The sequence below is a fragment of the Solidesulfovibrio aerotolerans genome (assembly GCF_009856865.1).
Taxonomy (GTDB): Bacteria; Desulfobacterota; Desulfovibrionia; order Desulfovibrionales; family Desulfovibrionaceae; genus Solidesulfovibrio; species Solidesulfovibrio aerotolerans.
In genome coordinates, this window is the sequence record NZ_WVUD01000156.1 from 1 (window position 1) to 255 (window position 255).

Annotated in this window: 1 protein-coding gene; it reads left to right on the forward strand. The window is 65.9% G+C overall.

Annotated features, from left to right (window positions below; genetic code table 11):
* Positions 1 to 255: redoxin domain-containing protein (locus GTA51_RS21665; RefSeq protein ID WP_160964324.1), on the forward strand; the 255-nt coding region annotated here is incomplete at both ends.

Consider the following 255-nt stretch of genomic DNA (forward strand, 5'->3'; position numbering starts at 1 on the left):
TGCCGGCGGCCTGGACCCCGGTGTGCTCGGGGCAGTGGCCGGGCTACAACATCGTCCGGGACATTTTCGAGGACAATGAGACCGCCTTGATCGGCGTGTCCGTGGACAACCTCCCCACCCTTTTTGCGTGGACCCGGGAAATGGGCGGCCTGTGGTTTCCGGTGGCCTCGGATTTCTGGCCCCACGGCGGACTGGCCAAAAAGCTCGGCATCCTGCGCAGCGACGGAACCGCCGAACGCGCCCTGATTCTGGTCG